This window comes from Paenibacillus sp. USHLN196, from assembly GCF_037144955.1.
In the GTDB taxonomy this organism is placed as follows: domain Bacteria; phylum Bacillota; class Bacilli; order Paenibacillales; family Paenibacillaceae; genus Paenibacillus; species Paenibacillus xylanexedens_C.
Genome location: NZ_JBBCYH010000048.1, coordinates 1 through 283 on the forward strand (window position 1 = coordinate 1; position 283 = coordinate 283).

A 283-nucleotide genomic window follows, 5' to 3' on the forward strand; every position below is an offset into this window, starting at 1 on the left:
TGAAGTCGTAACAAGGTAGCCGTATCGGAAGGTGCGGCTGGATCACCTCCTTTCTATGGAGAATCGTTTCCTGCAACGGAAACATTCAAATACGCAGCTTAGCTGCAAAACACTCACTCGTTGCTCAGTTTTGAGAGCTCAAACTCTCAAACAGCTTGCTTTTGCACGGAGCTTGTTCTTTGAAAACTAGATATCGAAACGAAACAAACGCGAATTAGAACATTCCTTTTTAGCTGAACTTGTGTTAAACAAGTTTCAATAAAAACGGTAGATTGCATGAGCG

The 283-nt window shown here is 42.0% G+C and carries 1 rRNA gene; it reads left to right on the forward strand.

The annotated features are described in order from the left end of the window. Positions 1-53: ribosomal RNA gene (locus WFI24_RS34260) — 16S ribosomal RNA — on the forward strand; the annotation flags it as partial. Positions 54-283: the final 230 nt, after the last annotated feature.